Below are 24,462 nucleotides of genomic sequence, written 5' to 3' on the forward strand. Positions count from 1 at the left end.
CCCGAGCACCTTGAATGCCCAGGACAACCGCCAAGCCGCCGCCCGCATGTCCCTTCATCTAACCTACAATGTCAAAGAGCCGACAACAAATCACCGGCACCTCTTCCGTCCCTAAACCTTCCGGCCTAGAAACTTCCGTGCGCCAGCATCTCGATGCCAGTACCGACAACCCCGAAGCCGCCTCAGCGGCCCGCTCCGTCGCGGTGAAACCCCTCTAGGCGGGGTTACCCCAAACCGTCAACACCCGATTTTCATTTTTTCGTAAAAAACGAGAAGAATGTCTGTAAATCAGTCTCTTGTACTGCATACTCGGCGCGGCATTGGGCGGAACCATATGTCCCATGGTTCGTGCGTCCGCCGAATCACGCCGCTTAAAGCCACGAATCAACGGGGAATCACCACCAGATGTGACAAGGGCGTCCTTCCCCGCTGGAAAGGACGCCCTTGTCGGCATGAGTTGCAAATGAAGCAGGCTTAGAGTCGCCCGACCTTCACCGGCTGATCCTTCGTCCGCGCCAGCGGATTGGCCAGCGGCAGGGTGAAGGGTGCCGCCGCGATCTCGAACACATCGCCTTCCCGCGTGCGGATGCCGTCGGCGAACGACAGCGTCGCGGTGCCGAAGAAGTGGACGTGCACATCCCCCGGACGCCGGAACAACGCATATTTGAAGTGGTGATGCTCGAGATTGGCCAGGCTGTGCGACATGTTCGCCTCGCCCGAGAGGAACGGCTTTTCCCAGAGCGTGGCGCCGTCGCGGAGGACCTTGCTCGTGCCCTCGATATGATCGGGCACCTCCCCCAGCAGCAGTTCGGCGCCCAGCGCGGCGGGACGCAGCTTGCTATGGGCAAGCCAGAGATAATTGTGCCGCTCTGTCACATGGTCCGAAAACTCGTTGGCGAGGCACAGGCCCAAGCGGTGCGGCGTCCCGTCGGGACCGATCAGATAGATACCCGCCAGTTCGGGCTCCTCGCCACCATCCTGTGCGAAGGCGGGCATCCCCAGCGCGTCGCCGGGACCGACCAACTGCGAGCCGTCACCCTTGTAGAACCATTCGGGCTGCTGGCCCACCTGGCCTTCGCCGGGCTTGCCGCCCTCGACGCCTTCCAGGAACATGCGCATCGAGTCGGTCTGGTGCGCGGCCGCCGCCGCATCGCGGTGCATCTTGTCGCGCCCCTCGGCCGAGCCGAGATGGGTGAGGCCGGTGCCGGTCATCACACAATGCGCGGGGTCTTCATGGTCGATCGGGGCGATCAGATGCCCCGCCGCCAGTTCCGCCGCCAGATCGACGCCCGAACCCTCGCCGCACGCCAGCGCGGTGTCGAGCAGCGACCTGCCCTCGGCGATGGCGCGCCCGGCCAGCGCGATGACGGTTTCGACACCGGGCACGAAGGCCGCGCGATCGCCGCGTGCCAGAATGACCGAGCGCGTCCCGTCGGGTGCGCGATGCTGCAACAGGCGATCAGCCATGAAATCCTCCCCTTATCGTCTCTTCAACAAAAGGGGCGCGAGCCCGATCCGGCCCGCGCCCCGTCATTCCTCAGCCCGGCTGGCCATCGACCAGGCGGGGCAGCGTGCCCGCCGCTTCGTCCTTCAGATCCTCGGGCAGCAGAGCGGCGCTGAGGTTCTGATAGGACACCGGCCGCAGATAGCGGTCGATCGCCAGGCTTCCGACCGAAGTCGTGCGCGCATCCGAGGTCGAGGGGAACGGCCCGCCATGGACCATGGCATGCGCCACCTCGACACCCGTCGGCCAGCCATTGGCGAGGATACGTCCCGCCTTACGCTCCAGCACCGGCACCAGCCGCGCGGCCATGTCGGTATCGCCCTCGTCCATCTGGATCGTCGCGGTCAACTGGCCCTCGGCGGCCTTGAGCACCGCGATCAGCTCCGCCTCGTCGCGGCAGCGGACCAGGATCGACGATGCGCCGAACACTTCATGGCCCAGCGCCTCGTCAGCGAGGAAGGCTTCGGCCGTCGTCTGGAAGAAGGCGGCGCGACCGGCGGTGACGCCCTCGCCCACCTTGCCCTGGGCGACCGTCTCGACCTTGTCATGGGCGGCCAGCGATTCCGCCGCCTTGGTGTAGGCGGCATGGATGCCCGGCGTCAGCATGGTCTGCGCCGCCGCATCGGTCAGCGCGGTGCGCGCCGCCTCGACGAACGCCTCCAGACCTTCGCCCTCGATCGCCAGCACCAGGCCGGGATTGGTGCAGAACTGGCCCGCGCCCATGGTCAGCGAGCCGACAAACGCGGTGCCGAGTGCGCTTCCGCGCGCCTTCAGCGCCTCGGGCATCAGCACGACCGGGTTGATGCTCGACATTTCGGCATAGACGGGGATCGGCACGGGGCGTTCCTGGGCGATCTTGACCAGCGCCAAGCCACCCGCGCGCGAGCCGGTGAAACCCACCGCCGTGATGCGCGGATCGCGGACCAGTGCCCCGCCCAGCTCGTTGCTGGGGCCGGTCAGATGGCCGAACACACCCTTGGGCAGACCACAGGCTTCGACCGCCCGCTCGATCGCGGCCGCGACCAGCGCGCCGGTCTGCGGATGCGCCGGGTGGCCCTTGACGATCACCGGGCAGCCCGCCGCCAGCGCCGAGGCGGTGTCACCCCCCGCCGTCGAGAAGGCCAGCGGGAAGTTGGACGCGCCGAACACCGCGACCGGACCCAGCGGCACCATGCGCAGACGCAGGTCGGGGCGCGGCAGCGGCTGGCGGTCGGGCAGGGCGGGGTCGATGCGAACCTGGAGATAGGCCCCGGCGCGCAGCACCTTGGCGAACAGGCCCAACTGGCCGACCGTGCGGCCGCGCTCACCTTCCAGACGCGCGCGCGGCAGGCCGCTCTCGCGCATCGCCGCCTCGATCAGCGCGTCACCGACGGCCATGATCTCGGCCCCGATCCGGTCGAGGAACGCGGCGCGCTCTTCACGGCTGGTGGCGCGATAGACGTCGAACGCCTCCTCGGCCGCCGCGCAGGCCGCGTCGACATCGGCAGGGCCATGGACCGCGAAAGCGTCGCCCACCGGCTGTCCGGTGGCGGCGTCGATCGAACGGAAATCGGTCATAGGGGAAGCTCCTTTATATTACTCCGACATATTGATTTGACGGAGCGATGGCAATGTTAAACGTTGTGCGCGAAGATAGGGGCGGAGAGGTAAGACACGCGATGACCGACACCAAGATGCAGGACATGCCGCCCGGCCAAGACGTAGAATCGGGGGATGACGCGATCACGACACCGGCCCGCGCACGGCGCGGCACGGGCCGTCGCCTGCACGGCGCGATCGCGCACAAGCTGGGCGCGGCGATCGTTTCGGGCGAGTACCGCCCCGGCGACACACTGTCGGGCGAGGTCGCTTTTTCCGAGGCGCTCGACGTGTCGCGCAGCGCGTACCGCGAGGCGGTACAGGTGCTGAGCGCCAAGGGGCTGGTCGAAAGTCGCCCCAAGACGGGCACACGTGTCCTGCCGCGCAACCGCTGGAACCTGCTCGACCCCGATGTGCTGGCCTGGGCCTTTTCCGGCGAGCCGGACATTCATTTCGTGCGCAGCCTGTTCGAATTGCGCTCGATCGTCGAGCCCGCCGCCGCGCGGCTGGCGGCGGAGCGACGCGACAAGGCCGATCTGAAGGAGATGCGCGATGCGCTGGCCGCGATGCGTCGCCACACGCTGGCGACCGAGGCGGGACGCACCGCCGACCGGGATTTCCACAATGCGGTGCTGGCCGCGACCCGCAACGACGCGCTGGTCGTGCTGACCGCCAGTATCGGCGCGGCGGTCGCCTGGACCACCCAGTTCAAGCAGCGGTCGCGCGCGCTGCCCCGCAATCCGGTGCCCGACCATGTGAAGGTCTATGACGCGATCGCGGCGGGGGATGTCGAGGCGGCGGGAGAGGCCATGCGGCTGCTCGTCGATCTGGCGCTGGAGGATACCCGCAGCGCGATGGAGAAATAAGCGGCCCGCTCCCCTCGAAGGAGCGGGCCACCCGAGACGCCGGGTTCGGGAAAGGGGATTCTCAGGGCGGATCGCCATTCTTCTCATTCCTCCCCTGCAAGGGGAGGAATAAGGGAGTGTCGATCGGCTCTCAGATCACCGCCCGGTGAAGCGGCTTGGCCGGAACCTCGACACGGAAGGTGAAGATATCGCCCGCCTGGATCTGTTCGGCCAGTTGTTCCTCTGACAGACCCTGCCGCGCGGTGGTGGCATAGGCGGTGCGGCCGTCCGGGCCGCCGAGCGCGATCTTGGTGATGTTGGAGACGGGGAAGCGCACCTCGTCGGTCATCACGCCGTCGGGGCCATAGCGCCGCGCCGCCGATCCGCCGAAGAAACCGACCCACACGCCGCCTTCGGAATCGCAGATCGCGCCATCGGGATGGCCGTCCGCTTCGCCGAAGCGCGCGAACTCGGTGGCGGGGCCGAGCGTCCCGTCGCTCAGGATCGGATGCGCCAGGATCACCTTGCCCAGCGTATCGACATGATAGAGCGTCGAATCATCGGGCGAGATAGCCGGGCCGTTGGTGATGCACACCGGATCGGCGCTGGTCGCGGTGACGAGGCCAGCCGCCCATTGGAACAGACGCCCCGACAGCGCGGTCTCGTCATTGTCCATTGTGCCGAACCAAATCCGGCCCTGTCCGTCGACCGCCGCGTCGTTCAAGCGATTGGCGGGCAGATGCGCGTCGATCTCAGCCAGCCGCTCGAAGCCGCCGGTCGCGGGATCGAAATGATGCGGGCCCGACTGCAACCCGGCGACGAAGCCGCCGCGCTCGGCGGGAACGACCCAGCCGACCATTTCGGGCGAGGCCCAGTGATCGAGCGAGCCGGTCGCCGGATCGTACCGGTAGATGCGCTGATGCTTGATATCGACGAACCAGAGCGCGTCATCGACCCAGATCGGGCCTTCGCCCAGCGTCGCGCCCACCGTCAGGCAATGTTCGGCCTGCTGCATCTGCATCACTCTCTCCTGCTTGCTCTCGCCCGGTCGGTCAGCGCCAGCCGGCGTCGATGAAATAATCATGACCCGTGCACATCTTCGCATCGTCCGAGGCGAGGAACAGCACCAGCGCCGCGACGTCGGACGGCTGGATGCGCCCGTCGAGGCACTGGGCCGCGACGATTTCCGCCTCGCCTTCGGGCGTGTACCATTTTTCCTGGCGCGGGGTCTGCACATTGCCCGGCACGATGGTGTTCACCCGGATATTCTCACGGCCCAGATCGCGCGCCAGGCTGCGGGTCAGACCTTCGATCGCGGCCTTGCAGGTCTGGTAGAGGACCAGATCGTTGAGCCCGAGATGCCAGCTGATCGACCCGAAGTTCAGGATCGCGCCGCCCCCTGCCCGCTTCATCGCGGGGATCACCGCCTGGGCGGCGAAGAACTGGTGGCGCAGATTGACGTTCAGCCGCTCGTCCCAATAGGCCGGGGTGACCTCTTCGATGCTGTGGCGATCATCATTGCCCGCATTGTTGACGAGAATATCGACCCCGCCCAGCGCCGCTTCCAGATCGGCGAAGATCGCCTTCAGGCTATCGAGATTGGTCAGGTCGCAGCGGCGATGGATCGGCCCGTGGCGCGCATCGACCGACAAGCGGTCGACCAGCGCCCGGCTCGCCTCCTCGGCGATATCGACAAAGGCGACGCGGGCCCCCTGCGCCACGAACGCCTCGACCAGCCCCTCGCCGATTCCCGAGCCGCCGCCCGTCACGATGACGCGCTTGTCGATCAGGCTGGGATAGCGCGCGGTCGTGTCGGCAGCGCTGGTCTTCTGCAACATTTCGTCGGACTCCGTCACAACAGCCCGCGCTTGGCGAGGTTGCGCATCAGGTCGCCCAGCCCGAAGGTCCAGGCGGGGGCGTCGGCGCTGGTCGTCACCGGATTGACCAGCGTGCCGAGACGCGGGTTGGTGATGACGACGGTGTCGCCGACCTTGTGGGTGAAACCGCGGCCGGGCTCGTCGCGGTCCTGGGTCGGCGCGAACAGCGTGCCGAGGAACAGGACCAGGCCGTCCGGATAATGATGTTCGCTCAGCGCCTGGCCGAGCAGATCTTCCGGATCGCGGCTGATCTGGTCCATCGAACTGGCACCTTCCAGCACATAGCCGTCGGTGCCGGTGATGGTCAGCTTGACCTCGCTCGACCGCACATCGTCCATGGTGAAGCCGTCGTCGAACAGGCGGACCAGCGGCCCCAGCGAGCAGGAGGCATTGTTATCCTTCGCCTTGCCGAGCAGCAGCGCCGAGCGCCCCTCGAAATCGCGCAGATTGACGTCGTTGCCCAACGTCGCGCCGACCGCGCGCCCATGCGCATCGGCGACCAGCACCACCTCGGGCTCCGGATTGTTCCAGGTCGAGTCGGAGCGGACGCCGACCGGCATACCCCAGCCCACCGTCGAGAGCACCGGCGACTTGGTGAAGATTTCCGCATCCGGGCCGATCGCGACCTCCAGATATTGCGACCACAGCCCTTCCGCGATCAACGCGTCCTTCAGTTGCGCGGCTTCGGGGGAGCCCGGCACGACCGAGCGGATATTGCCGCCCAGCGCCTGTTCCAGCGTGGCGCGAAGCCCCGCCGCCTTGGCATGGTCGCCGCGCGCGCGCTCCTCGATCACCCGCTCCAGCGCGGAAACCGCGAAGGTCACGCCCGCCGCCTTCACGCATTGCAGATCGATCGGCGACAGCAGGCGGTTGGCCGCGCCCTGTTCGGGCGACAGGGTCAGGTCGGCGAGTTCGCCCAGCGCCTCACCGCGCGATGCCTCGATCGCGCCATCCGCGATCAGCGCGGAGACGGTCGGCGCGACCCGGCTCATGTCGTAAACCTGGCCCGCCTCGACCAGAATGGGACAGGGGCCCTCGCCCCGGTCGATGCGACCGACGAAACGCCCCTCGCGCCAATCGTCCGGCAAGGCTGGGATCAGGTCGGTGAACTGGCTGGCCATAAGGTCCTCTCCGCAAATTTTGTTAGCGGTATCGATTGGTGTCGTTCGCACGTCAAGCGCTGGATGGCGGTGGCGGGGGCCGTTCATCAATCCTGTACCAATGCAGATCCATAACCGTCTGGCCTTATGCGATGATTCGCTTATGGCCGCTATTGGTATCAACCCCGCCGCCGCCAATGCGACGAAACCGGGTGCCCAGGGACAGATGAGTTTGCAGAGAGTCGACGACCCTTCGTTCGTGATCCGGATGGACGATCATCATATCGTCCATGTCCGGGTTTGCGACGTCTGGACCCCGGATGCCGCCGAACGCTATTGGCGCGCCTTCCTCCCCTTTCTGCACCAGTCGCGGGCCCATTTCGCGGGCTATGCCAAGGCATTGATCGATCGGCGCGGTGCCCCCATCATGCCGGTCGCCATGGTCCAGAAAATGCGCGAGGGCATTCTGGAACATTATCGGCCGGAGGATCGGCTGGCGCTCGTCGTCGATTCCAGCCCGCTGAAAGCGCAAATCCGCCAGAACTATCCGCTGCTCAATCTCGACGCCTTCCTGTCCCACGACGCGGCGCTGGCCTGGCTCATCAACAGCTGAGGCCTCAGGAAACGGGCCGGGCACTCGCCCGACCCGCCCGCCCGATCAGTGCCCGATCAATGCCCGATCAATGGTTGTCGCGCGGCAGCCCCTGAGTCTGGGCGATACGCTGATACTTCTCCGCGCCCTCCAGGATCGCGCCGGTCGACATCTGGCCGACCACCGAGCGCTGGATTTCCTGCCACGGGGTCTGCGACGCCGGATATTTATACCCGCCCGCCGCCGCCAGCACCTTGCGACGCTCGGCCAGTTCCTCGTCCGAGATCAGGATGTTGGCGGTGCCCTTGTTCAGGTCGATCCGCACCCGGTCGCCGGTCTGGATCAGGGCCAGGCCACCCATCGCCGCCGCCTCCGGGCTGGCGTTCAGGATCGAGGGCGATCCGCTCGTGCCCGACTGGCGCCCGTCACCGATGCAGGGCAGCGAGTGGATGCCCTCGGTGATCAGGTACGCCGGCGGGCGCATGTTGACGACTTCCGCCGCGCCCGGATAGCCGATCGGCCCCGCGCCGCGCATGAACAGCAAGGTCTGTGGCGTGATGCCGGTCGCGGGATCGTCGATCCGGTGGTGATAATCCTCCGGCCCGTCGAACACGACCGCGGGCCCCTCGAACGCGTCGGGATCGTCCGGGTTGGACAGATAGCGTTCGCGGAACTCGGGCGAGATCACGCTGGTCTTCATCACGGCGGCATCGAACAGATTGCCCGACAGCACGATGAAGCCCGCTTCCTCCACCAGCGGCTGGTCGAACGGACGGATGACCTTCTCGTCCTCGATCGCGCGCCCACGGCAATTCTCGCCCATGGTCCTGCCGTTGACGGTCAGCGCGTCCTCGTGGATCAAGCCCTGCTCGATCAACTGGTTGACCACGGCGGGGACGCCGCCCGCACGGTAATAATCCTCGCCCAGATACTCGCCCGCCGGTTGCAGGTTCACCAGCAGCGGGACCTTGTGCCCCTCGGTCTCCCAATCCTGCACAGGCAGGTCGACGCCGATGTGACGCGCGATGGCGGCCAGGTGGATCGGCGCGTTGGTCGAACCGCCGATCGCCGAGTTGACCTTGATCGCGTTGTGGAACGCCTGCTTGGTCAGGATGTCGGAGGGCTTCAGGTCCTCATGCACCATCTCGACGATGCGCTTGCCGGTGAGGTACGCGACCTCCTGCCGATCGCGGTACGGCGCGGGGATCGCCGCCGAGCCGGGCAGCGACATGCCCAGCGCCTCGGCCAGCGAGTTCATCGTGGTCGCGGTGCCCATGGTGTTGCAATAGCCGGTCGACGGCGCCGACGAGGCGACCAGGCGGATGAACTCCGCATCGTCGATCTCACCCGCCGCCAGCATCTGGCGCGCCTTCCAGACGATGGTGCCCGAGCCGGTCCGCTCGCCCTTGTGCCAGCCGTTGAGCATCGGCCCGACCGACAGCGCGATCGCGGGGATGTTGACCGTCGCGGCCGCCATCAGCATCGCCGGGGTCGTCTTGTCGCAGCCGATGGTCAGCACCACGGCGTCGAGAGGATAGCCGTACAGCACCTCAACCAGACCCAGATAGGCCAGGTTGCGATCCAGGCCCGCGGTCGGGCGCTTGCCCGTTTCCTGGATCGGGTGAACCGGGAATTCCAGGACGATACCGCCCATTTCGCGCACGCCCTCGCGCACCCGCTCCGCCAGCACCAGATGGTGGCGGTTGCAAGGCGACAGGTCGGAACCGCTCTGCGCGATGCCGATGATCGGCTTGCCCGACTGAAGCTCCTCCAGCGACAGGCCGAAGTTCAGATAGCGCTCCAGATAGAGCGCGGTCATGTCGATATTGTCGGGATTGTCGAACCAGGCGCGGCTGCGCAGTTTGGGCGTGTCGGTCATGTCAGGCTTTCGGTCAGCGAACGGTGGAGAAGCGATAGATCATGGTATGCCGGTAAGGCTTGCCGGGATCGACGCGGGGCGAGACGAAGTCGGGCTTGTTGGGCGAATCCGGGAATTTCTGCGGCTCCAGCGCGATGCCGTCGCCCATGCGGTACAGATGGCCCTGCTTCCCGACATAGGTGCCGTCGAGGAAATTGCCCGTATAGAATTGCACGCCCGGCTCGGTCGACAGCACTTCGAGCACGCGGCCCGAGGCCGGATCCTCCAGCCGCGCGGCAAGCTGCGGCGTGGCGGTCAGGCCCTTGTCCAGCGCGAAATTATGGTCGTAGCCCTGGCCGTAGCGGATCTGCTGGTCGTTGCCGTCGCGAATGCCATCCGCCACCACGCGCGGCTGACGGAAGTCGAAGACGCTGCCCGTAACGGGCTTGCGCTCACCGGTCGGGATCAGCTTGGCATCGACCGGGGTATAGGCCGCCGCCGGGATGGTCAGCTTGTGATAGGTCGCGCCCAGCGGCGAACCCTCGCCGTTCAGGTTGAAGATCGCGTGGTTCGTCATGTTGACGATGGTCGGCTTGTCGGTCTTCGCCTCGAACGCGATGGTCAGCGAGCCCGCCTCATCCAGCGAATAGGTGACGGTCGCATCGACCTTGCCGGGATAGCCCTGGTCACCATCGGGGCTGGTCAGCGCCATGACGACGCTGGCGGTCGGGCCGTCCTTCATCGAGACGATGCGCCACATATGCTTGTCGAAGCCCTTGGTGCCGCCATGAAGCGAATTGGTCTTGTCGTTCAGCGTCAGTTGATAGGGCCGCCCGTCGAGCGAGAAGCGACCGCCGCCGATGCGGTTGGCGAAGCGGCCCACCGTCACGCCGAAGAAATTCGGATGGTTCACATAATCCTCGGCCTTGTCATAACCGAGCAGCACATCGGCCAGCTTGCCGTCGCGATCGGGGGCCATCACCGACTGGAGCGTCGCGCCGTACGTCAGGACGCGCGCCGACAGCCCGGCCTTGTTGGTCAGGGTCACCGATTCGATACCCGCGCCCTCGACCGAATAACCAGCGGGCGCACGCTTCGCCTCGCTCGCCAGAGCGGCCGTGGATGTCATTGCGGAGGTTACCGCTACCAAAGTAAGAAAGGTCTTGATTGACGCCATCGACATGCCTCATCCCTCCGTCGCCAGACGCCATTGACGCGCCTTTTGCGTCACTATAGTCAGACAAAATATCAGGAGCAAGCCGGTCGGCGAACAGTTTTTCGCGCCAGGTCGGACCGAAAGAGAGGAATGCAATGGCGGTACCCGTTACGTCACGCGCCACCGGCGCACCGGTCGGGGGAGGAGGGGCGACCAGCTACGGACCAGCACTGGCCCTGCTCGCCAGCCTTTTCTTCATGTGGGGCTTCATCACCGTCCTCAACGACATTCTGATTCCCCATCTGAAGGCTGTTTTCGATCTCAACTATACCCAGTCGCTGCTGATCCAGTTCGTCTGGTTCATCGCCTATGGCGTGGCCTCCTTCCCGTCGGCCAAGTTGATCGAACGGATCGGCTATAAGCGCTCGATGGTGGTCGGGCTGGTCATCATGGCGGTCGGCGCGGTGGGTTTTGTCCCGGCGTCGCAATTCGCCTCCTATGGCTTCTTCCTGACCGCATTGTTCGTTCTGGCTTGCGGGATCACGCTGCTTCAGGTCGCGGCCAACCCCTATGTCGCCGTGATCGGGCCGCCCAGCACGGCGTCCTTCCGGCTCAATCTGGTGCAGGCCTTCAACTCGCTCGGCACCTTCGTCGCACCGACCTTCGGCGCGATGCTCATCCTGTCGCGTTCGGCCTCGGGCACGGCGGAGGGTGGCGAGGTCAAGCTCACCGCCGCGCAGAAGCTGGCCGATGCGCAGTCGGTGCAGATCCCCTATCTGCTCATCGCGGCCGTACTGGTCATCATCGCGGTCATCATCGGCCGGTTCAAGCTTCCCAATCTCGGCTCCGCGACCAGCCGGATGGCAGCGGCCGAACGGCATCGGCATTCGCTCTGGAAGCACCGGAATCTGGTCTTCGGCGTGCCGGCGATCGGCCTGTACGTGCTGGCGGAAATCTGCGTCGGGTCGCTGCTCATCAGCTTCATCCAGCAGCCGAACATCGCCAATCTCAGCGCATCCGAAGCGAGCCATTACCTCACCCTGCTCTGGGGTGGCATGATGGTCGGTCGTTTCCTGGGCGCGTTCATCATGCGCTATGTCGCCCCCGCGCGCCTGCTGGCTTTCAATGCCCTGGTCGCGACCATTCTGGTGATGACGGCGGTGCTGGGTAGCGGCCATCTGGCGATGTGGGCACTGGTCCTGGTGGGGTTGTTCCACTCGATCATGTTCCCGACCATCTTCACGCTGGGCATCAAGGGCCTCGGCCCGCTGACCGAAGAAGGTTCGGGGCTTTTGGTGATGGCGATCGCCGGCGGCGCACTGGCGACCGTCCAGGCGTGGATCGCCGATCACCATGGGCTGAGCATCTCGTTCCTCATTCCGGCGGTCTGCGAACTCTACATCCTGTTCTACGCGGTGTGGGGGTCGAAGCCGACCAACGCCTTCCCCGACGAAGACGCAGGGTAATCCCACCCGCTCCGGCGGAATGACGGACAAGGGCGGTGCCGCGAGGTGCCGCCCTTTCCTTATGGAACCGACCAAAGTCCCTCCCATGCCAAGGGAAGGTAGATCGTCACCCTTTCGCCATCCAATATTCTTTGGTAATGTTACACTGTAACACGAAGAGTGATGATGGCAGGCGTGATCCAGAGTCCAGAATGTAAAGCTTCCCGAACGGACCCGGCCTTGCCCGATCATGTCAGGATGGGCGACGACGCCGAAATCCTCCGCGTGATCGAGGACGACGCCGTGACGCTGGCGGTCTGGCAACGTCCCTCCCCTCTGCCGAGCCCGGATCTGGGCGACTTCCCGGCCATCCGCTTTGCCAGCGACATGCGGCGGGTGGCGCACGGGATCGCCGACGCACTGGCCGCCCTGCCGCGGCAGGACTGGCACCATCGGCTCGCCGCCGATGTCCAGCATCTCGCGCAGCTTTATGGCGCGCTGACCGGCGAGGACCGGGTGGAGGTGCGGATCGAGCGGGTGACCGGCAATGGCTGCTGGAAATTCCATGCCGATTACGTCGCGCTCCGCCTGATCACCACCTATTGCGGGCGCGCGACCCAGTGGCTGCCGCACGGCGCATCCGACGATACGGAGCCTCACGCCCTGTCGACGGGCGATGTCGGCCTATTCAAGGGGCGCGAGCGGGCGGGCGACCGGGCGATCATCCACCGATCGCCGCCGATCGCGGGGTCCGGCGAAGACCGGTTGCTGCTCGTCATCGATGCGCCCTGGCCGGAGGATGACGCATGACCAGCCTCGCTTTGCCACAAAGCGCGAACCGGACGATCGCGCGTCCCGCCGCCGCGGCCGCGCGGCTGGCCAGCATCGATGCAGTGCGCGGGCTGGTGATGGTCATCATGCTGCTCGACCATGTCCGCGACACCTTCTGCACCCATTGGCAGGTCGGCGATCCGATGGATGCGCGGATCGTCGCGCCTGCATTGTTCTTCAGCCGGACGCTCGCCTCGATCTGCGCGCCGACCTTCATCGCGCTGACCGGCCTGTCGGCCTGGCTCTATGGCCAGACCCACAGCCGCACGGAGACCAGCCGCTTCCTCCTGACCCGCGGCGCCTTTCTGATGCTGTTGGAGGTGACGCTGGTCGGCTTCGGCTGGTCGGCCAAGTTTCCGCCCGAGACCATCTGGTTGCAGGTCATCTGGGCGATCGGGCTGTGCATGATCGCGCTCGCCGGGCTGATCCATCTGCCGCGCATCGCGATCGCCGCGATCGGGCTGGCGATCGTGGCGGGGCATAATCTGCTCGACCCTGTCGCCTTCGCGCCGGACAGCCCCTGGTTCGCCATCTGGGCGCTGGTGCACAAGCGGACCGCGTTCGAATGGATGGGGATCACGATCAAGACGACCTATCCCGTCCTCGCCTGGATCGGGGTGATCGCGCTGGGTTACGCGGTCGGCCCGTGGTTCCGGCAAGCGGCCGAGGAACGGCGGCGCTGGTTCGCCGCGCTGGGGGTCGCATTGCTGCTCGGCTTCGTCCTGCTGCGGACCATCAACGGTTATGGCGATACGCCCTGGGCGCCGGTGGCGGGCGATACGCTTCGCAGCGTGATGAGCTTCCTGGCGCTGACCAAATATCCGCCCTCGCTGATGTTCCTGATGGCGACGCTGGGTGTCGCGGCGCTATTGCTCGCCCTGTTCGAAGGGCGCACCGGCCCCGTCGCCCGCGCACTGGCGGTGATGGGCGGCGCACCGATGGCCTTCTACCTGCTGCACATCTATGTCTTGCGCTTCCTGTATCTGGGCGCGGTGGCGATCTGGGGCACCAATCAGGGGACGGTGTTCGGCCTGCCCTCGGCCGGAGCGATGTGGCTGATGTATCTGCTGCTCATCGTGCCGCTCTATTTCCCGACCAAATGGTTCGCCGAGCTCAAGCGCCGCCGTCGCGACCTTCGCTGGCTGCGGTACTTCTAGAACCAGGTACGGATACCCAGCGCGAGCGCCGCGCCGCCACCGCTCGCCGGGCCATAGCGCCGCTCCCAGCTGACGCCGACATAGGGGGCGAATTCCCGCGCGATCTCGTAGCGGAGCCGCAGGCCCAGTTCGAGATTGGAGACACCCGACGCGATCCCCTGTTCGGGCACGTCCTGCGCGGCGAGGTTCATCTCCACCCGGGGCTGAAGGATCGCGCGCTGGGTGATGCGCTGATCGATCCAGGCTTCGGCCCGCGCCAGCACCTCGCCCTTGTCGGACAGGAACAACGCTCCCTCCACGTCGAACCAATAGGGGGCGAGCCCCTCGACCCCAAGTACGGCATAGGTCCGCCGAGCCCCCGCCCCGACATCCTGCCGCAGACCCGCTTGCAGGTTCCAATAGGGATCGATCGCCCGCGCATAGAGCGCCTGCACCTCCGCCGCGCCGATCCGGGCGCCCAGCCTGCCTTCGCCCTCGCTCTTGATCACCAGCCGGTCGATATCGCCGCCGAACCAGCCCTCCCCGTCCCAGCGATAGCTGTCGCGGCCATCGCGTATCTGCACTTCGGCCAGATTGAACAGGATCTGCGAGAAGCGCATGCCGCCATGCTCCATCCGCATCCGGCGATCGGCGACGGCCATCGCGGCGGGATCGTAGAAGCGGTCGGCGGCGCGGTCGCTCGGCGGCGCGGGCGGCGGGGCGTCGCCGACGGGCTGCGGCCCGTTCGCCATGCCCGACATGGCGGCATGATTCATCGCCATGCCGCCATCCGCCGCCGCTGCTGGTTGGCAATGGCCCATCGCAGCGTGTTCGGGCGGACAGGCTTGCGCGGTCGAAGCCTGGGGCATCGAGGCCATGCCCGGCATCACGTCATGCCCCATGGCGTCCTGGCCTTGGGACGGTCTCTCCGCTCGGCAATGCCCCATGGCCGCATGTTCAGGCGAGCACGCGCCGGACTGGTCGGAAGGGGACGGGGCGGACCGCGCCTTGGCGGTCGGCCGGGAAGTCTGCCGCTTGCCGGCCTTCCGCTTCGCCGCCTGAGCGGCCTTGGGTTTCGCCATCGGCATGGTCATGCCCGGCATCGCCATGTCATGATGCTGTGGCTGAGCGAGCAGCAGCGCGAGCAGGATCATGCCGGGTCCTCCTGCTTCGCATCGCGCCGCACCGTGACGACCTGCATCATCCCCGCATGCATGTGATAGAGCAGGTGACAGTGAAAGGCCCAGTCGCCCTCCGCATCGGCGGTCAGGTCGAAGGTCACGGTGCCGCCCGGCGCGACATTGACGGTATGCTTGCGCGGGGCGTGGTCGCCATGCCCCGTCACCAGTTCGAAGAAATGACCATGCAGATGGATGGGGTGCGCCATCATCGTGTCGTTGACCAGCGTCACCCGCACCCGCTCGCCCAGCCGGAACGGGATGGGCGCGGTCACGGCGTCCAGCTTCACCCCGTCGAACGCCCACATATAGCGTTCCATATTGCCGGTCAGATGAATGGTCAGCGCGCGCGACGGCACCCGCCGGTCGGGATTGGGCGCGACGCTCATCAGATCGCGATAGGTCAGCACGCGGTGCCCGACATCGCCCAGCCCCTGCGGCGGTTCGCCGGTCCGGTCGACCGGCATCGGTGCGACCGTCTGGACGACGGGCGTGCGCGGCAGGCCGGGCGCATTGGCGAAGTCGCGCATGCTGTGCTTCATCGCGCCATGGGCCATAGGTTCGGCGGGCTGGCAATGCCCCATCGCGGCATGTTCGGGTGGGCAAGCGCCGCCGCCATGGTCCGTGCCCATGCTCCCCATCCCCATGTCCTTCATCGTGGCGAGCGGACGCGGGCGCAAAGCGGGGACGGCGGCGATCATGCCGGATCGCGGCGCCAGCGTGCCCTGCACCATGCCCGACCGGTCCCAGGTTTCCGCGACCAGCGTATAGGCGCGGTCCTCGATCGGGGTGACGATCAGGTCATAGGTTTCGGCGACCGCGATCTGAAGCTCGTCGACCGTCACCGGTTGCACGTCCTGCCCATCCGCCTGCACCACCTGGAACGACAGGCCCGGTATCCGCAGGTTGAAGATGGTCATCGCGGAGGCATTGACGACGCGCAGCCGCACCCGCTCGCCCGGTGCGAACAACCCCGTCCAATTGTCCGCCGACCCATGGCCGTTGATCAGGTATCGATAGGTCGATCCCGTGACGTCGGACACGTCGCTGGGGTCCATCCGCATCGCGCCCCAGCGCAGCCGCTCCGCCAGCGGCTGGTCCCGCCCGGCCAGCAGGCCCGCCGCCGTCTGCTTCTGATAGTTGAAATAGCCGCCTTGAAGCTTCAGCCGCCGAAAGATCGCATGGGGGTGTAGCGGACTGTGATCCGACAGCAGGATCACATGTTCGCGGTCCGAGGCGATCGGGTCGGCCCCCGCCGGATCGATGACGATGGGGCCGTAATGCCCCTCCTGCTCCTGCAGGCCCGAATGGCTGTGATACCAATAGGTCCCCGCCTGGACGACCGGAAACTCATAGGTGAAGCGCCCGCCCGCCGGAATGCCGGGAAAGCTGATCCCCGGCACCCCGTCCATCTGGAAGGGCAGGAGCAGCCCGTGCCAGTGGATCGAGGTCTCCTCGTCCAGCGTGTTGATGACGGTGATCTTCGCGCGCTGTCCCTCGCGCAGGCGGATCAGCGGCGCGGGGGTCGAGCCGTTGATGCCGATCGCATGATAAGCTTTGCCGTCGATCATCATCATCTGCCGCGCGACGGTCAGCGTGATCTCCGGCCCATTCAGCACGGCCCCATTCAGCACCGGACGCACGCCGGGCATCGCCGTCGATCCGTGCGCCAACCCGCCGCCATGGCTTTGCGCCCAGGCGGGCAGCGCGACCAGTGCGCCCAGCCCCATGCCACCGGCCAGCATCTCACGGCGGCGGATCGAAATCGCGATGTCGTTCATACCCCCTATACGCCCGCCCGGCGGCCTTCCCTCATGATGCGGTCAGGGAATCGCATCGCGCAGCGCGGCCCGCGCGCGGCGGATGCGAAGCTCCACCGCCTTGCCGCTCAGCCCCAGGGCCTCCGCCGCCTCCGCCTGGCTCAACCCCTCGATCGTACACAGGATCAGCGGCACCCTCAGCGCATCGGGGAGGCGGTCCAGCGCCGCCAGCGTCCGCGCCAGCGAATCGCGGTCGATCGCCGCCGCCTCGCCCCCGACCCGGTCGTCGGCGATCTCGGCGGCGGCCTCGACCGGCAGGACCCACGCGAGCATCGCGCGCACCCGCCGACGCCGGGCCCAGTCGCGGCATTTGTTGAGCGCGATCCGGCTGAGCCAGGCGCGCAGGGACCGCGTCTCGTCGAACCGCGCCAGCGCGCCGTGCGCGGCGACGAAGCTTTCCTGCACCAGGTCCAACGCCTCGTCGGCATCGCGGACATGCGCCAGGATCAGCCGGTACAGCGCCGTCTTGTGACGCGTGACGATCACCGCATAGGCACCGGGCCGCCCGCTCCGCGCCAGCGCCACCAGATCGCCATCGGCCAATCCCGCCAGATCGCGGCTCACCGCCCCCGGCTCAACGAGCGCTATCGGTCAGCTTGGCCACGACCAGCCGATCGAAGGTCGCCGCCTGATCGGGACGCAGAACCCTGCGCATCGCGAAGACATGCGCCAGCGTCGCCTTTTGCAGGTCGCCCATGCTGTGATGGACGGCATCGATCGCCTGGCTGACCCGCGGCCCGTCACGATGCTCCGCCTCGATCGCCGCCGCCAGCCGCGCATTGTCCCCGCGCAGCCGCGCCTCCAGCGTCGCGCGGGTGGTGGCGAACCGCGCCTCCAGCCGGTCCAGCGCGACGCTCTGCGCCGGGTCGAGCCGGATGTCGCGGTGGACCAGCGCATGAAGATCGCTCGCCGGCGGCTCGGCGGGCATCAGGACGCGGCACCCGATCGCCACCCCCGCCAGCGCCGCGACGAAGGCGATCACCAGCGTCAGCAGGTTGCGCCGCATCACCGCCCCAGCAACAAGGTCGAAGGGGCCAGGCGCGCATCCAGGGCGACGAGCGCGACGGGGCGCGCCTTCGCCTCGATCCGCCCCGCCATCACGCCCCCCCCGGTCAGCCCGAGCAGCAAGGCGACCCCACCCGCCAAGGCGATACCCCGAAGCGACACCCCCTCGCCCGCCAACGCCCCCGGCTCGATCGCCGAGGCCACACGGCACTCCAGGTCGTTCAGGGCATCGGGTGGCACAAGGCTGGCCAGCCGGGCAAGATCGCGGTCGAAGGCGTCGGTCATCATGCCGTTATACGCAAAAACCACCCACATCCCTCATCCGCATTTGGAGAAGGCATCCCAAGCTTTGACAGTCACCTGAGCACCCGAGGCGTTAGAATGGGGAGCGGCGCCATACCAAGAAGCTGCCAAAACCAAGCGATAGGCTATGCCGGATCGCCAAAAACCAAAAACCCCGCTAAGCCGTTGGCCTAGCGGGGTTTTCGATGGTGGGCGTGGCAAGGATTGAACTTGCGACCCCTGCGATGTCAACGAAGATGGGACCGCCTAAGTCGTTAATTTTGCACCATCCGAGCGCGCAAACGCGAAAGAACGCGACGAGAACAGGCCGTGAATGGCGATTGCTTCCACGCAAAACACACGCAAGTCGTTTTTCGCGCCAATATCCTTTTGAGCCAGTGATTTAGCTGCTTGCGCCTATTCAAGTGCGATAAGCCGGTCTGAGGCGATCTCGCGCGATGCCGACCTGATTGGCGATGCCGCCAGGAAGGTCAAGAGCAAGGTAATTGAGAGGCGCAGCGAAGCTGCCGGCCGAACGAAAAAGGCAGGCGGCCTGATCCGGACCCGAGACGGGCCGGTGATCCTCTCGCCGAAAGTACCCAACATGTTGACCTCCCCGACCGAGCCGTCGCTCGATCCCTCGCTGCGCGTCCTGTCGCTGCCGCTCACCGCGCTCTACGAAGCACCGGTGCCGATCGGCGCACTGGCCGGACTGCCCGCCGGCATGCTCGACATCGCCTCGGCCAATCTCCTGATCGCCGCCACGCCCTGCGATCCGCCGCTGTTCGGTATGAAGATGGAGGACGCCTGCACCCGCTTCGGGCGCGACGTCATGCTGGTGCGCACCGGGCTGTTCCCGGAGACGATGAATCCAGTCACGGTCGATGTCGCGCTGGTCGGGCCGGACGGGCCCTTCACGATGACCGACCTCGTCTTCATGCGACGGCGGGACGACAGCCTGTGGCTGGTGCCGCAGCGGGTCGGCGCGTTCGTCGAGATCCGGGGCAATGGCCTGGCGCTGCAGACGACGCCGCCCTTCGTCACCTGGGACGAGCGCTGCGACGGGGTCTGCCGTGCCGCCGCCGAGATCGTGCGGATCGTGACCTATCGGCGGGGACGCTGACATGGCCGCGCGCAAGCCCCGCAAGCTGCCGGTCAAGCCGACGCCGACCGATGCCGATCCGCAGAGCTGGCTCTATCTGAACCCGTCCGGGCCTTCCCCGGCGGGGACGGTCTTCGCCGTTCTGCGCCGGGCCTATGCCGGTCGCGTCAACAGCGCGCTCGAGTTCGGCTATCGCAAGGCGCATCTCGGCCCCGTTGTCGCGGGCGCGGATCTCAGCGCCTGGTCGCCGAACGTCGAGCGGATCGAGGTGCTCCTCCCCGCGGGCGCCGACGACAGCCTCGCCGATCCGGCGACACTGCTGGGGCAGATGGACGCGCATGCCGTCGACCGCGAGAAGGCGCTGCTCACCTATCTGACGCTACCGCTCGGCGACGTCGACCGGGTGCATGTCGGCTGGGAGCGGGCGCGCGCCTTTCTGCGCGATCGGTTCGCCCGGGATCGCCAGCTCGCCTCCGTCCTGATCCTGCATGCACCGGGGACGATCAACGCCGCATTCCCACTCCATGCCCACGCCCTGATCGTGCCCAGGCGCCTCACCGGTCTCGGCATCCGCCAGGGTCTGTACGACGAGGACATGATCCACGATCGCGGACAGGCGATCGTGGAGGCGATGTGGGCCGATCACCTAGCGAGCTTCCGGTGACCCGCGCACAGGACGGGGACGGCGCAGCACTGGTGGATCTCGCTGGCCGGATCATGCTGACCCATGGCATCGATCCCGGCCATGCCATGCGCCTACTCGGCATCGACCGCGCCGAAGCGGAGGACATGATCCAGCTCGGCCGGCTGTGGTCGCCGGTGGACACGGCTCGCGTGGAGCGGCTCCGGCTGTTCATCAACATGCTCATGCGGCTGGAATGGCGGCTCAATCACGACAGCCGCGCGATCCGCCATGCGCTCGACCTGCCGCTCGATGCGCTGGGCGGCGCTTCCCCTGCCGACCGGTTCGGCGGCAGCCTGGAGGACCTGCGCGAACTGCGCGGCGCGATCGACAGCATCGCTCCGCCCACGATCAAATGGTGGCGGGTCGGTCACTGACCGCCCGCCTTGATGGGAAGGAGATGAAGGCGATCCCGGATTGCGGGATGAAAACAGGAGTAAGCGACCATGACTCAACACGACGACGCCATCCTCCGCGCCTACACCGTTGCGGCGACCCGGCTTCTGCTCGGCAACCGCAAGCTGAAAGACGGCGTCGTCGTCACGGGTGGCGAGGCGCTCGACCAGGAAGATCGCACTCAGATGGCGCGGACGGCGGCCCTGTCCGGCACCGACGTCGTCGCGCTGGAGTTCGGCATCGCCGCGGATGGTCAGTTCGAGCGGACCGGGATCACGGTCTACCTGCCGCGCGACGAGGGCTGCTATGTCCAGACCGACTGCCGCTTCTGGCTGAGCAAGGCGGGCAACCGCGCCGTGATCTTGCCGAGGTCGGAATCGCGTGGACACTTCCGCATGTCGCCGCGCGAACTGGTCCACATCGACGGCAAGCCGGCGGAGGATATGGTCGACGGCATCGCGCGAGCGGATGCCTGGCTGGCGCGTCGAATGGGGGCGAAGTTTGCCAAGCCAGCAAAAGCGAACTTGTTCAGCGTGTATGAATTGGCATGACCGGTTTATAGTTACGGTGGAGTGTTAGCAAAGGTCGCTGTTTGCTTCTGGACAAGACACTGCTGTGCCGACCCCCTGACGGTCACGATCCTCACTGAAGTTTAGACCGCAAATCTGGTTGCAAGCCGCCTGAACGCTTTGATGATGGCGGAGGCAGTGCACGGCTCTAAGTTCAGATCAGTTAGTTGGTGGTCCTGCACATTAATTCCTATTATTTCAGCAGCGTACATACAGTCGCGAGAGCAGCCGCTCCGCCAAAAACTGACTTCGGCCCGTACTGAATGATTTGCTACATCATCAGGGCTTAGGCAGGTATCATCTGTGGGCATCCCACTGTTGCTTTCGCGGGACGCAATGGGAGTGTTCCTCGAACCGATAGCCGATGCACGTTACCTGTCAGGACGGTAATCTGCGTCGGGCTAAATGGCATCGATCGCCATGCCACCACGGTAAATCATTCACTGCCGGCATGAAGGGATAGGATCGCATGACCGGAGGGGTAGTTCAATTTAAAGAAATCACTTGACGCGAGACCGTGATTTCGGGAATGTGCTTGCAACCATAAAAAAGGGCAGACATGGTTCCGTTTCAGCAGCTTCTCGACGACGCGTTTCCGCCCAGCACCGATATGGCCCTGATGCGTTCGGTGTCCCAAGCGGTCGCGCTGGCCAGCGATGTGATGGAAAACGAACCTTTCCTCAAGTCGCTGATCGGCACGGACATCAGGGGGCATATTCGCCGCGCCGCCGTCCTGTTCAGCGTGCACGAGGGCTGCAAATCTGGCGACCTGCCGTTCGCGTCGGAGATGACGCGGATGCCGCTGGGTGGCGGGCATTGGGTAGAGTTGCGATCTGGGCAGTTTCGAGCCCATGTATGCAGGACGGATGGCCCGGTGGCCTTCCCAGAAGAGACGCCCACTCGCCAGGATCAGCGACTCAGCAATCAGCTTGAGCTGTTTGATAAGGATCCTGTCGTGGTGCCGTTCCGGGTTCCGTTGCCGCAGGAGATGTATGCTTGGCTGACCTTCGGCGCCCACGGCTCCGATCTCACCCATTTGTGCTGGGCCATGCCTGAGGCTGGGCGCAACAGCTGGCTTGCACGGACAAACGTGCTCAGCCGCCTGGGCCCGATTGAGGTGGCGCCGGTCGACGTGCCAGCACCGGGCCTCGTGCTTCGCTTTCGCGACCACATCGAGGAAGCGTTGCGTAAGAACGAGCACGACTCGGATCTCGACATCAAATCCTGACTGCAGGTAGCAGAATGAGCAATGATCGCGGTGCTCCGGCCTCGGCCGGAGCCAAACCGATTCCGGAACGGATCAGGGAAGCCCGGGAGGCACGCGGGTTCACCGGCGAGGCGTTCGCTGACGCCATCGGCGTGAGTCGGCAGGCCGTCGCTCAGTTCGAGACCGGCCAGACCTCGCCGAGCGGCGAGACTATGAGCAGAATCATCGGCGAGACCGGTCAACCGATCTCGTTCTTCACCAGCCTGCCGTCGCGCGCTGGCGAGCCAAGGTCGCCGTTCTTCCGAAGTCTGAAGCGAATGGAGCAGCACCATCGCCGTCGAATCGTACGGCGTATGCAGTGGGCGGGGGATATCGGCACCCTACTCGAACGCTTCATCGCCTTACCGGACGTGAACTTTCCTAGCCTCGAGTTCGACGCCGAGCGCGGCGATGAAGACGATATCGAATGCGCGGCCGAGAGGCTTCGCGATCACTGGGGTCTCGGCCGTGGTCCTATCCGCAATCTCGGCGCCACCATTGAGGCGAACGGGATTCTGCTGGTGCGCGAACCCGTATGCTGCCAGGACATGGACGCCGTAAGTTGCTGGATCGGCGGTCGACCCATCGTCCTAATGTCAGAGGAGGTAGTCGGGGGGCCGCGCGACTTGTTCAACCTTGCTCACGAACTTGGTCACCTGGTGCTCCACCCTGACGTAGAAGTCACCAGTTCGAATCTCGACATGATCGAGAAGCAGGCCAATCGGTTCGCCAGCGCTTTTCTGCTTCCACGGGAGACCTTCAGCCGCGAAGTACTCGGCAGCTCAATCGCCTATTTTAAGACGCTGAAGGCACGCTGGGGTGTGTCGATAGCCTCAATGGCATATCGCAGCCGGGATATAGGGATTCTCTCTGAGAACCAGTTTTCCTACCTGTTCAGGCAGATGAACAGCCTTCGCATCCGCAAAGTCGAACCGCTCGACGACGCGTTCCCGGTCACCCGGCCAACGATGCTTGCCGAGGGCTTGAGGATGCTGGTTGAGCATGGGGTCTATACGCGCGCGCAGATCGAGGTTGCTCTTGGCTTGAATCTGCGCGACGTCGAGGGATTGGCGGGGCTGGCGGAGGGGTATTTAGACCAGCGAGTGGTATCGATCCGGCTGAAAGGCAACTTTGCGCCATACGTTCCCGTGGACGATGCAATAGGCTGACGCCGTAAGGTAAGTAGTCAAAGCTGGGTTTACGCCGGGGGTAATCGAATTACCGGTAAGATGGCATCTCATGGGCAACTAGCGATCCATCCGCTCTCATCGTTGCTGGAGGTGAAGTGAACTATGGCGGTGGGTCTCGCAGAAATTGTACTATCGCAACGACCTCGGATAGGGTAAGATCGTCCCGATAATTGGCGCCAACGTTGCTAACGTAATCGTCATTTAAACGGAGGCGACATGGCGGATAAAGATTTAGGCGATTGGAGCGACCTGTCGCTATCCGCCCTGTTCTTCGCGTATCGCAAGGCCAAGGTTGACTGCTTCTATGAGTCATCCATCAGAGTAGCAGAGACTTTCGTCGCTTACGAACAGTCGCTACCTGACAAGCTCGCGGCATTGCTGGTACGACTTCAGGCAGGCGAAGCCGCCGCCATACTGACAGAGGGCATCAATCAGCCGATCATCTTCCCTAAACGGCTACATTTCGATCAGCATGTGAGCGAGGTGCCAGACGCCGACGCGTCAACAGCGCACGCCTTTTTTTCCGACGCGGAACGGGCCTTCCAACGGTCCACGGACCAGCGAACACCGCTTCCCGAATTTCGGCTCATCGGCGACTTCAGCGTCGAGGCCCATGTGTTGTCGGCACTATGGGTCAACTTGGTCGGTCATAAGTTCGATGCGTGTTTATCCTCTCGTGCGCTTGCTTCCCGTGTCCGGCGCTATCGTGCGGACAAGGACCGCAAATGGGTCGGCGAATATCACCTGGAATCTCTGGGATCATTCGAGCCCTATTTCGAGCCTTACCGCAAGTGGCGCGATGACGGCCTCCATGCCATGCGCGATGCCATAAGGCGGGAGCAGCCGATCATTGCGATGACCCTCGACGTCGGCAATTTCTATCATAGCATCGACCCCAACTTCTTCGTCGATGCGCAATTTTTAGAATATCTTGGTGTTGAGCTAAGCCCGTTTGAATTGGCGTTCAGTCAGCTAGGGCTGAGACTCAATCAGAGCCAGAAGGCGAGGGCGGTTGCGATGGCGACGCCTGACAGGAAGTTGGCGGCGAGTTTGTCGTAGCGGGTGGCGAC

Annotated in this window: 24 protein-coding genes; 12 read left to right on the forward strand and 12 right to left on the reverse strand. The window is 65.5% G+C overall.

The window, feature by feature from the left end; all coding sequences use genetic code 11:
• Positions 1 to 474 precede the first annotated feature (474 nt).
• Positions 475 to 1,467, reverse strand: a complete 993-nt coding sequence (gene araD1, locus SM191_RS17320) for an AraD1 family protein (RefSeq protein ID WP_341507276.1) — start codon at positions 1,465 to 1,467, stop codon at positions 475 to 477.
• A gap of 70 nt (positions 1,468 to 1,537) precedes the next feature.
• Positions 1,538 to 3,061, reverse strand: coding sequence for an aldehyde dehydrogenase (NADP(+)) (locus SM191_RS17325; RefSeq protein ID WP_341507277.1), 1,524 nt, complete (start codon positions 3,059 to 3,061; stop codon positions 1,538 to 1,540).
• A gap of 125 nt (positions 3,062 to 3,186) precedes the next feature.
• Here SM191_RS17325 and SM191_RS17330 point away from each other — a divergent pair, with 125 nt between their 5' ends.
• Entirely contained in the window at positions 3,187 to 3,948 is a 762-nt protein-coding gene (locus tag SM191_RS17330; protein WP_341507298.1) for a FadR/GntR family transcriptional regulator, read from the forward strand.
• A 130-nt stretch (positions 3,949 to 4,078) separates the two neighbouring features.
• Here SM191_RS17330 and SM191_RS17335 read toward each other — a convergent pair whose 3' ends face one another.
• From SM191_RS17335 to SM191_RS17345, 3 genes are read right to left on the reverse strand one after another with little or no spacing between them, the layout of a single operon-like run.
• Positions 4,079 to 4,948 carry an SMP-30/gluconolactonase/LRE family protein gene (locus SM191_RS17335; protein ID WP_341507278.1) on the reverse strand — a complete coding sequence of 290 codons (870 nt, stop codon included), beginning with the start codon at positions 4,946 to 4,948 and terminating at the stop codon, positions 4,079 to 4,081.
• Positions 4,949 to 4,979: 31 nt separating this feature from the next.
• Positions 4,980 to 5,765: an SDR family NAD(P)-dependent oxidoreductase gene (locus SM191_RS17340; protein ID WP_341507279.1), complete on the reverse strand. Its 786-nt coding sequence runs from the start codon at positions 5,763 to 5,765 to the stop codon at positions 4,980 to 4,982.
• Between the two features lie 14 nt (positions 5,766 to 5,779).
• The gene (locus SM191_RS17345) at positions 5,780 to 6,925 is read right to left on the reverse strand and encodes a fumarylacetoacetate hydrolase family protein (RefSeq protein WP_341507280.1); all 1,146 of its coding nucleotides are present in this window, start codon (positions 6,923 to 6,925) and stop codon (positions 5,780 to 5,782) included.
• Positions 6,926 to 7,067: 142 nt separating this feature from the next.
• On the opposite strand from SM191_RS17345, the gene SM191_RS17350 reads away from it, so the two are divergent.
• The gene (locus SM191_RS17350; RefSeq protein ID WP_341507281.1) at positions 7,068 to 7,517 is read left to right on the forward strand and encodes a hypothetical protein; all 450 of its coding nucleotides are present in this window, start codon (positions 7,068 to 7,070) and stop codon (positions 7,515 to 7,517) included.
• Between the two features lie 67 nt (positions 7,518 to 7,584).
• Here SM191_RS17350 and SM191_RS17355 read toward each other — a convergent pair whose 3' ends face one another.
• Positions 7,585 to 9,375 (reverse strand): IlvD/Edd family dehydratase, encoded by a 1,791-nt coding sequence (locus tag SM191_RS17355; RefSeq protein ID WP_341507282.1) that lies wholly within the window; start codon positions 9,373 to 9,375, stop codon positions 7,585 to 7,587.
• A 13-nt stretch (positions 9,376 to 9,388) separates the two neighbouring features.
• Positions 9,389 to 10,483 (reverse strand): aldose epimerase family protein, encoded by a 1,095-nt coding sequence (locus tag SM191_RS17360; RefSeq protein ID WP_341507283.1) that lies wholly within the window; start codon positions 10,481 to 10,483, stop codon positions 9,389 to 9,391.
• A 182-nt stretch (positions 10,484 to 10,665) separates the two neighbouring features.
• On the opposite strand from SM191_RS17360, the gene SM191_RS17365 reads away from it, so the two are divergent.
• The 3 genes from SM191_RS17365 to SM191_RS17375 all read left to right on the forward strand — a co-directional run bounded on the left by SM191_RS17365 (position 10,666) and on the right by SM191_RS17375 (position 13,943).
• A complete protein-coding gene (locus tag SM191_RS17365) occupies positions 10,666 to 11,976 on the forward strand; it encodes a sugar MFS transporter (RefSeq protein ID WP_307002668.1) in 1,311 nt (436 codons plus the stop codon).
• 219 nt (positions 11,977 to 12,195) lie between these two features.
• Entirely contained in the window at positions 12,196 to 12,765 is a 570-nt protein-coding gene (locus SM191_RS17370; RefSeq protein ID WP_341507284.1) for a DUF1826 domain-containing protein, read from the forward strand.
• Positions 12,762 to 13,943 (forward strand): DUF1624 domain-containing protein, encoded by a 1,182-nt coding sequence (locus SM191_RS17375; protein ID WP_341507285.1) that lies wholly within the window; start codon positions 12,762 to 12,764, stop codon positions 13,941 to 13,943. The genes SM191_RS17370 and SM191_RS17375 overlap by 4 nt, the downstream gene beginning before the upstream one ends.
• Here SM191_RS17375 and SM191_RS17380 read toward each other — a convergent pair.
• From SM191_RS17380 to SM191_RS17400, 5 genes are read right to left on the reverse strand one after another with little or no spacing between them, the layout of a single operon-like run.
• Positions 13,940 to 15,076, reverse strand: a complete 1,137-nt coding sequence (locus SM191_RS17380; RefSeq protein ID WP_341507286.1) for a copper resistance protein B — start codon at positions 15,074 to 15,076, stop codon at positions 13,940 to 13,942. The two genes, SM191_RS17375 and SM191_RS17380, sit on opposite strands and share 4 nt — an antisense overlap.
• Positions 15,073 to 16,872 carry a copper resistance system multicopper oxidase gene (locus tag SM191_RS17385; protein WP_445949881.1) on the reverse strand — a complete coding sequence of 600 codons (1,800 nt, stop codon included), beginning with the start codon at positions 16,870 to 16,872 and terminating at the stop codon, positions 15,073 to 15,075. Before SM191_RS17385 ends, SM191_RS17380 begins: the two co-directional genes overlap by 4 nt.
• A gap of 51 nt (positions 16,873 to 16,923) precedes the next feature.
• The gene (locus SM191_RS17390) at positions 16,924 to 17,484 is read right to left on the reverse strand and encodes an RNA polymerase sigma factor (protein WP_341507288.1); all 561 of its coding nucleotides are present in this window, start codon (positions 17,482 to 17,484) and stop codon (positions 16,924 to 16,926) included.
• A gap of 10 nt (positions 17,485 to 17,494) precedes the next feature.
• On the reverse strand, positions 17,495 to 17,926 hold the full coding sequence (locus tag SM191_RS17395) for a periplasmic heavy metal sensor (protein ID WP_341507289.1): 432 nt from the start codon (positions 17,924 to 17,926) through the stop codon (positions 17,495 to 17,497).
• A complete protein-coding gene (locus SM191_RS17400) occupies positions 17,926 to 18,240 on the reverse strand; it encodes a hypothetical protein (protein WP_341507290.1) in 315 nt (104 codons plus the stop codon). Before SM191_RS17400 ends, SM191_RS17395 begins: the two co-directional genes overlap by 1 nt.
• Before the next feature lie 571 nt (positions 18,241 to 18,811).
• On the opposite strand from SM191_RS17400, the gene SM191_RS17405 reads away from it, so the two are divergent.
• The 7 genes from SM191_RS17405 (at position 18,812) to SM191_RS17435 (ending at position 24,451) form a co-directional block, all read left to right on the forward strand.
• Positions 18,812 to 19,330, forward strand: coding sequence for a hypothetical protein (locus tag SM191_RS17405; RefSeq protein ID WP_341507291.1), 519 nt, complete (start codon positions 18,812 to 18,814; stop codon positions 19,328 to 19,330).
• Position 19,331: 1 nt separating this feature from the next.
• Positions 19,332 to 19,973 (forward strand): hypothetical protein, encoded by a 642-nt coding sequence (locus tag SM191_RS17410; RefSeq protein WP_341507292.1) that lies wholly within the window; start codon positions 19,332 to 19,334, stop codon positions 19,971 to 19,973.
• Positions 19,970 to 20,368 carry a hypothetical protein gene (locus SM191_RS17415; protein ID WP_341507293.1) on the forward strand — a complete coding sequence of 133 codons (399 nt, stop codon included), beginning with the start codon at positions 19,970 to 19,972 and terminating at the stop codon, positions 20,366 to 20,368. Before SM191_RS17410 ends, SM191_RS17415 begins: the two co-directional genes overlap by 4 nt.
• Before the next feature lie 69 nt (positions 20,369 to 20,437).
• Entirely contained in the window at positions 20,438 to 20,938 is a 501-nt protein-coding gene (locus SM191_RS17420; RefSeq protein ID WP_341507294.1) for a hypothetical protein, read from the forward strand.
• A gap of 577 nt (positions 20,939 to 21,515) precedes the next feature.
• Positions 21,516 to 22,184, forward strand: a complete 669-nt coding sequence (locus SM191_RS17425; protein ID WP_341507295.1) for a hypothetical protein — start codon at positions 21,516 to 21,518, stop codon at positions 22,182 to 22,184.
• Positions 22,185 to 22,198: 14 nt separating this feature from the next.
• The gene (locus SM191_RS17430; RefSeq protein ID WP_341507296.1) at positions 22,199 to 23,371 is read left to right on the forward strand and encodes a helix-turn-helix domain-containing protein; all 1,173 of its coding nucleotides are present in this window, start codon (positions 22,199 to 22,201) and stop codon (positions 23,369 to 23,371) included.
• A gap of 237 nt (positions 23,372 to 23,608) precedes the next feature.
• A complete protein-coding gene (locus SM191_RS17435) occupies positions 23,609 to 24,451 on the forward strand; it encodes a hypothetical protein (RefSeq protein WP_341507297.1) in 843 nt (280 codons plus the stop codon).
• Positions 24,452 to 24,462: the final 11 nt, after the last annotated feature.

This window comes from Sphingomonas sp. 2378 (assembly GCF_038084995.1).
Classification (GTDB): domain Bacteria; phylum Pseudomonadota; class Alphaproteobacteria; order Sphingomonadales; family Sphingomonadaceae; genus Sphingomonas.

Excerpts from the sequence above, each read along its gene's own strand:
- araD1 (WP_341507276.1), bottom strand. The coding sequence starts at position 1,467 with ATGGCTGATCGCCTGTTGCAGCATCGCGCACCCGACGGGACGCGCTCG.
- SM191_RS17325 (WP_341507277.1), bottom strand. The coding sequence starts at position 3,061 with ATGACCGATTTCCGTTCGATCGACGCCGCCACCGGACAGCCGGTGGGC.
- SM191_RS17330 (WP_341507298.1), top strand. The coding sequence starts at position 3,187 with ATGCCGCCCGGCCAAGACGTAGAATCGGGGGATGACGCGATCACGACA.
- SM191_RS17335 (WP_341507278.1), bottom strand. The coding sequence starts at position 4,948 with ATGCAGATGCAGCAGGCCGAACATTGCCTGACGGTGGGCGCGACGCTG.
- SM191_RS17340 (WP_341507279.1), bottom strand. The coding sequence starts at position 5,765 with ATGTTGCAGAAGACCAGCGCTGCCGACACGACCGCGCGCTATCCCAGC.
- SM191_RS17345 (WP_341507280.1), bottom strand. The coding sequence starts at position 6,925 with ATGGCCAGCCAGTTCACCGACCTGATCCCAGCCTTGCCGGACGATTGG.
- SM191_RS17350 (WP_341507281.1), top strand. The coding sequence starts at position 7,068 with ATGGCCGCTATTGGTATCAACCCCGCCGCCGCCAATGCGACGAAACCG.
- SM191_RS17355 (WP_341507282.1), bottom strand. The coding sequence starts at position 9,375 with ATGACCGACACGCCCAAACTGCGCAGCCGCGCCTGGTTCGACAATCCC.
- SM191_RS17360 (WP_341507283.1), bottom strand. The coding sequence starts at position 10,483 with ATGACATCCACGGCCGCTCTGGCGAGCGAGGCGAAGCGTGCGCCCGCT.
- SM191_RS17365 (WP_307002668.1), top strand. The coding sequence starts at position 10,666 with ATGGCGGTACCCGTTACGTCACGCGCCACCGGCGCACCGGTCGGGGGA.
- SM191_RS17375 (WP_341507285.1), top strand. The coding sequence starts at position 12,762 with ATGACCAGCCTCGCTTTGCCACAAAGCGCGAACCGGACGATCGCGCGT.
- SM191_RS17380 (WP_341507286.1), bottom strand. The coding sequence starts at position 15,076 with ATGATCCTGCTCGCGCTGCTGCTCGCTCAGCCACAGCATCATGACATG.
- SM191_RS17395 (WP_341507289.1), bottom strand. The coding sequence starts at position 17,926 with ATGCGGCGCAACCTGCTGACGCTGGTGATCGCCTTCGTCGCGGCGCTG.
- SM191_RS17400 (WP_341507290.1), bottom strand. The coding sequence starts at position 18,240 with ATGTGGGTGGTTTTTGCGTATAACGGCATGATGACCGACGCCTTCGAC.
- SM191_RS17405 (WP_341507291.1), top strand. The coding sequence starts at position 18,812 with ATGTTGACCTCCCCGACCGAGCCGTCGCTCGATCCCTCGCTGCGCGTC.
- SM191_RS17410 (WP_341507292.1), top strand. The coding sequence starts at position 19,332 with ATGGCCGCGCGCAAGCCCCGCAAGCTGCCGGTCAAGCCGACGCCGACC.
- SM191_RS17420 (WP_341507294.1), top strand. The coding sequence starts at position 20,438 with ATGACTCAACACGACGACGCCATCCTCCGCGCCTACACCGTTGCGGCG.
- SM191_RS17425 (WP_341507295.1), top strand. The coding sequence starts at position 21,516 with ATGGTTCCGTTTCAGCAGCTTCTCGACGACGCGTTTCCGCCCAGCACC.
- SM191_RS17430 (WP_341507296.1), top strand. The coding sequence starts at position 22,199 with ATGAGCAATGATCGCGGTGCTCCGGCCTCGGCCGGAGCCAAACCGATT.
- SM191_RS17435 (WP_341507297.1), top strand. The coding sequence starts at position 23,609 with ATGGCGGATAAAGATTTAGGCGATTGGAGCGACCTGTCGCTATCCGCC.